Here is a 6189-nt window from a genome sequence, read left to right on the forward strand (position 1 = left end):
CTCAAAACAGTATTTTGAGCAACCTGCGGCTAGCTTCCTAGTTTGCTCTTTGATTTTCATTGAGTATTAATAGACTTGTTTGGTATCTTGAAAACTATATCATATAGGTGTCGTCATGGATCCTTTTAGCTGATTTAAGGATACAAAAACATAATACTATGACTCAATTGAAATATTAAAATTCAATTTCTGACCACCTAATCCTGCTTCAAATAGTTATCGAACAAGTTTTATGATAGCTACCTTGTTAGGATGCTCTTATTTTTTATCAGACAAAACAAAAGGATTAAGGGAGTGAATTTCCTTAATCCGATAGTTCTTATTCTTGACGTTGTCCGAAATCAGCAATCATCTGATCCATTTCTTGTCGACTCGGAGTTGTCAGCATATAAAGGTAATCTCCTTGAAGTTCCGCAAAGGCCTCTGGCATGATTTTTTTAACCTTGAACTGCTGGCTATATTTGGCAAGCAAGTCCTCCTCAGAATAGACATAGTGAGCATTTGCACGGCGAGAAGTAGCCAAACAATACTGCGGTTCAAACTCTGACGCTGGGAACTCTTCTCCTGCTACAATAGCAGCATATCCACGATAGAGATCCAAAGAGTGAGCAAAGTTATAAACATCAATAGTGAAACCACCTGCAGGACGGTTATTGTACTCAATGGCAATGTAATCGTCCCCTTCACGGAAGAACTCAATATGGAAGAACCGTTCTTTCATGCCAAATTCCTTGACAATTGCCTCACCATATTTACGTAATTTAGGATTCATATCCTTGAGAACGTAATAAGAATTGTCCATCTTGTAAATCATGAGATCAAGCGGTGTATAGGCGTAATCAAAGGTTGTTGAGAAGACAATTTTACCATCCTTGTCCACGAGCCCGTCAAAGGTACAGATTTCGCTGGAAGTGACAAATTTTTCAAAGAAATAACTGGTTGCGTGATTCCATTCTTGTTTGAAATGGTTCACATCTTCCTGGCTTTCCAGTTTAAAGGTTGCGGCTGCTCCCACTCCATTGTCAGGTTTGGCAATCATTGGAAGACCGATTTCTTTCACTGCTTGATCAACATCTGCTTCCGTCTTGATAACAGCTCCAGGTACCACAGGAACACCTGCTTTTTTGAAAAGTTTCTTCATTTCAGATTTAAATTTCGTCTTTTTTAGATCCTCTGGTTTGGCACCAAAAGCATTGAATTGCTCCCTGAGTGCTGCGTCTAGCTCAAGCCAGTATTCATTATGAGACTCAATGCGGTCAATTGGGCCGTGTTTATAAAAGAGAAAAGCAACTGCACGTTTGACTTCGTCTATGTTCTCAAGGTTATCTACACGGAAATACTCGGTCAGGCTATTGCGTAAAGGTTCGTCCAATTGCTCGTATGGTTCTTGGCCAATTCCCAAGACTGTGATGCCTTTATTAGCTAGTTCAATGGTAAACTGTTGAAAATTTTGTGGATAGTAGGGAGAAATAACAAGGTAATTCATAGGTAACTCCTTTTATAAATAGAGATTCCCGAGGAAATAAGGCATTTGTTTGCGCCACCATTCCCAGTCGTGGGCGACATCGTGTCCCCATTCAGCAAACCAGGCTGGAATTTGTTTCTGGTCAAAGGATTCTTTGAGCTTGTAGAAAGATGGTAGACCATCTTGTTCCCAGGCACCAAGACCCGTACACAACACAATCTCTGCCTGACGATAACGGTCAATAAACCAGCCGTCGTTCTGGTTCCAGATATAATCTACTGGCGAGTTTTGGTAAATAGCATCATCGTTGTAGTAATCGCCGACAAAGAAACGTGCATCGTAAACACCACTGAGAGCAATCACTTTGGTAAAGACATCTGGATGCTGGAGGAAGAAATTGAGTGCATGATAGGCTCCCATAGAGCAACCTGTCGTCATCATGCCATCAAACCAACCTGTCTTGTGCTTGATAAAAGGAATGGCCTCCTCAATCACATAACGTTCGTAGGCACGGTGCATTTCCGCTTGGTCATGAGCATTTTTCCAAGTAGCCAACCAGCTCTCACCATCCACACTAGATAGGGTAAAGAACTGGACACGGCCTTCCTCGATAAAAGAGGCACAGGCATCAATCATGCCAAAATCATAGTATTCGTTGTGACTACCACCTGATGAAGCAAAGACCACAACTGGAATCCCAGCATGTCCATAACGGTTAAGGTACATTTCACGGTTAAGATGACCACTCCAGTGGCTAAGATATTCAATATGCATTTCGTTTTTTCCTTTCTTAACTTACCATTTTTCTGCAAAAAATCTCAGACAATCTGGTAGATTTTCTGACCAAGGGATTTCACTATGAATGGCACCAGACTGAACTTTCAGCACAAGATTATCCAGATGTACTCCCCCTGCTATCAAATCATGGTAATAGCGAAGCGACGAGTCGATATAGGCTTGTTTGATATTGCCAGCCATCAAGGTCTTGTCTGTATCATCCGCTTCTTCTGTTCCTACATAGATGAAGATGCGCTGGTTAGGCGATAGTTTCTGGCGCTCGATATAGCGGTTAAAGGCTTCTTGGTGGAGCCAGTTTGCAGATGAAAAGACGCCCAAGCAACCAATTTGGTCTTGGTATTCCAAACCGATAAACTGGGTAATATTGCCTCCTAGTGAGGACCCAATCATGGCTGTATGCTGGCGGTCTGCTTTTGTACGATAAGTTTCATCGATAAAAGGCTTGACCACCTCCATGACAAACTCGGCATACTCCACACCCTTACCGCCAAACTGCTGGCCTGGAATAGGAGATTCTTGGAACTTCCAAGCCGCATACTCATTCATCCGCCCCATACCATCATTGTCAATAGCAACGACAATCATGCGACTGATATCCGGATTTCGTTTGATGGCTGGGATAATCTTCCATGAATGTCCAATGAAAGACTCTTTACTATAAAAAACATTTTGCCCGTCATGAAAGTATACAACAGGATAGGAACGATTCGTGTCTTTCTCATAATCTTTAGGCAGAAGAACACGCACACGGCGCTCCTCACCTGTATAAGGAACCTTGAGCTTGTGTTCTTTCATTTTTAGATAAAAGTAGGAATGATTCATTGTCAGAAAACTCTCTATATTCAAAATTTTATTTTATTATATCACAATTATAGAAAAAAAGTTAGTTTTGCTTCCATTTTTGGAATTAAAAACTAACTTTTTCATTTAATTTTCTAAATTCTTTTGGATTTTCTGATTAGAGCAGATTATCAATCAAGTCATCGACTTCATCTTTTTCAGCTTGAGGTGTAATCTCAGTAATCATAATCCCTGCCACTGCTCGCTCAACCAAGCCTTCAACATCCATACGCGCTTCGTACTGCTCCGCATTCTTAATCTTAGGATTTGTTTTTGGACGGTCAGGTGCAAAAATCGTACAGCAGTCCTCAAACGGTTGGATTGAAATGTCAAAGGTATCAATTTCTTGTGCAATATCAATGATTTCCAACTTGTCCATGGTCACAACTGGACGAATGATGGGAGTGTTGGTAACAGCATTGATAGCCTGCATACTTTCAAGGGTTTGGCTGGCTACTTGACCTAGACTTTCCCCATTGATGATAACTAAACCATTTCGTACCTCACGAATACGATCGGTAATCCGCATCATAAAGCGACGAGTTAGAGTCATCAAGTAAGCTTCTGGCGCTTTAGCCTTGATTTCCTCTTGAATCTCTGTAAAAGGAACTTCGATAAACTGGATATTGCCCCCAAACTTAGTCAATTTACGAGTCAAATCTTGGGCTTTTTTAAGGGCTCCAGGACTGGTGTAAGGTGGGCTGGCAAAGTGAACTGCCTCAATATCTACCCCACGCTTAAGCGCTAGATAACCAGCTACAGGTGAATCAATCCCTCCCGACAACATAAGCATCCCTTTACCTGAAGTTCCAACTGGCAAACCACCAGCCCCACGAATGGTTTCATAAGAAAGGTAGGCTGCCTCTTCTCGAATCTCCACTTGGAGATTGATGTCAGGACTTTTCATTTGAGCTTGCACATTTGGAATGGCTTCGAAAACAGCTCCTCCAAGCGTTTGATTGAGTTCACGACTGTCAAGTTCAAAGTTGTGGTCGCTACGCTTGCTAGAAATCTTAAAGGTCATGCCTTCCTTGTAGATGTCCTGCATAATCTCTTGCACAGAAGACTTCAGAACTTCTACAGATTTTTCAACCTTATATACTGGAGAAAAATTTTGAATCCCGAAGACTTGCTTGAGTGATTCTGCTACTGCTGTGTAATCAGCTCCATTGAGGTAAGCATGGGCACGGTCACGATCTGCCCTTACCTTAACTTGGGGATAGATAGACAAAACGTCTGAAATATTATTGCGAAGTTTATTGATGAAACGCATACGGTTTTTGCCTTTGGTTGACAGCTCACCGTAGCGAATCATAATTTCTGAATACTGCATAAATGCTCCTATCTTACTTTTCTAGTTTGGTTGTAAATTAATTTTAGCTTGGTCAAAAACTGCTCGACCTGACTCATATCATTTTCAAGGTCTAGGCTAAGACGCACAGCTGACTGGGCCTTATCTTTATCTACTCCTATGGCAATCAGAGTTCCTGCAGGTTTCCCAGCCTTGGACGAACAAGCAGAGGTCGTTGAGATGAAAATATCATAGTCTTCAAAAGCGTGAACGATGACTTCACCACGAACACCCTTGATTCCAAAAGTCAGGATATGAGGGGCAAAGTCTTCCTCATCTGAAAAGACAAAAATATCTGGATAGTCCAGAAGGGCTTGACGAATCACTGCCTTCATCTGCCCAGTCTTGCTCCTAAAGGTATCTAGCTTTTCCATAGATAAACGGAGAGCCTTGGCTGTCGCTGCAATCCCTGCCACATTTTCAGTTGTCGAACGGTAATCACGCTCCTGACCTCCACCAGTCAACAGTGGCGTAATTTTCTTACCAGACTTGATATAGACAAAACCAACACCACGAACTCCGTGGAACTTGTGACCAGAGAAAGTCGCGAAATCCACTCGTTCTGTCAGATATTTTTCAGTTGGAATCTTAGCAAGTGCCTGAACCGCATCAACGTGGAAAGTAATAGTTGGCTTGTCTGCCAATAGTTTTGAAATAGCCTCAATAGGTTGGATAGAGCCTATTTCATTGTTCACAGCCATGATGGAAACGAGGATTGTATCAGGTCGTATCAAAACTGCTAGGGCCTCGACGTCCACAAATCCTTCCTTATCAACTGGAGCAAAATCCACTTCAAATCCTTGACTTTTCAGCCAGAGGGCCGATTCCTTAACTGCTGGATGTTCAATGGCTGAAACAATGATGTGCTTGCCAAACTGGGCTTTTTCAAAGGCCACACCCTTGATAACCCAGTTATCTCCTTCTGTCCCACCAGAAGTAAAGAAGATTTCATCGCTTTTCTTACCGATTAAACCTGCAATCTGTTGCCGAGAAGCATCTAAGATTCGTGTTGCCTGGTCTCCCAAACGATGGAGACTAGATGGATTTCCTAAAATTTTTGAAGTCACCTGCATATAGGTTTCAAGGGCTTCAGGATAAGGCTTGGTCGTCGCCGAATTATCAAAGTAAATCATGTTTTCTCACGCTTTCTAAAATCACTCCTTCTATTGTATCATGAAACGGAGCCTGCGACAAGAAAGGGCAATTCCTCTTTTTTTAAGATTTTTTTAAAGAAATGCGGTATAATAAATTTTAATCAAAGGAGAGAATGTATGTCTAACTATCGTAGAACTTCAAAACCGAAAACAGAACATATCAAAAAAGGCTTTACTGTTTTTCAAAAAACCATTACTACTATCGGTAGTATCCTCGGCTTGATTACTGCGACTATCACGATTATGAATGCCTTGGATAATAATAAAAATACCAAAAAAAGAACCGACGACAACCATTGTCAAAGAAATTCAAAAGGAATCCCCTCAGGAAAATACTAGTCCCAATAAGGAAAATAATACTAGTCAAGAAAAAACACAACAAGAGGAAACGCCAAAATCTAGCGGCAAGGAAGAGAAAAAAGAAGAGCAGAAAACAGCAACTCAGGATTCTTCTACTCCTGCTCCTACTCCAAGTAAACCTGCCGCTGATAATGAAAAACAGTCCAATACTCCAACTTCAGAAAATAATACTCAATGAAAATCAAAGAACAAACTAGGAAGCTAGCCGTAGGCTGCTCAAA

At 41.4% G+C, this 6189-nt stretch carries 5 protein-coding genes and 1 pseudogene; 1 reads left to right on the forward strand and 5 read right to left on the reverse strand.

Features of this window, described 5'->3' with window-relative positions; all coding sequences use genetic code 11:
* Positions 1 to 319 precede the first annotated feature (319 nt).
* The 5 genes from HT693_RS07855 to HT693_RS07875 all read right to left on the reverse strand — a co-directional run bounded on the left by HT693_RS07855 (position 320) and on the right by HT693_RS07875 (position 5587).
* Positions 320 to 1486, reverse strand: a complete 1167-nt coding sequence (locus tag HT693_RS07855; protein ID WP_138704859.1) for an ATP-grasp domain-containing protein — start codon at positions 1484 to 1486, stop codon at positions 320 to 322.
* Positions 1487 to 1498: 12 nt separating this feature from the next.
* On the reverse strand, positions 1499 to 2239 hold the full coding sequence (locus HT693_RS07860) for an esterase family protein (RefSeq protein WP_054388260.1): 741 nt from the start codon (positions 2237 to 2239) through the stop codon (positions 1499 to 1501).
* 21 nt (positions 2240 to 2260) lie between these two features.
* Positions 2261 to 3085: an alpha/beta hydrolase gene (locus tag HT693_RS07865; protein WP_138704860.1), complete on the reverse strand. Its 825-nt coding sequence runs from the start codon at positions 3083 to 3085 to the stop codon at positions 2261 to 2263.
* Between the two features lie 136 nt (positions 3086 to 3221).
* Positions 3222 to 4436 (reverse strand): tRNA uracil 4-sulfurtransferase ThiI, encoded by a 1215-nt coding sequence (gene thiI, locus HT693_RS07870; protein ID WP_138704861.1) that lies wholly within the window; start codon positions 4434 to 4436, stop codon positions 3222 to 3224.
* Between the two features lie 8 nt (positions 4437 to 4444).
* Positions 4445 to 5587 carry a cysteine desulfurase family protein gene (locus HT693_RS07875; protein ID WP_172925095.1) on the reverse strand — a complete coding sequence of 381 codons (1143 nt, stop codon included), beginning with the start codon at positions 5585 to 5587 and terminating at the stop codon, positions 4445 to 4447.
* A 138-nt stretch (positions 5588 to 5725) separates the two neighbouring features.
* On the opposite strand from HT693_RS07875, the pseudogene HT693_RS07880 reads away from it, so the two are divergent.
* Positions 5726 to 6146: pseudogene (locus tag HT693_RS07880) on the forward strand (DUF6556 family protein).
* Positions 6147 to 6189 lie beyond the last annotated feature (43 nt).

Origin of the sequence: Streptococcus sp. 2154 (assembly GCF_013277255.1) — a bacterium.
GTDB classification, from domain to species: Bacteria; Bacillota; Bacilli; order Lactobacillales; family Streptococcaceae; genus Streptococcus; species Streptococcus pseudopneumoniae.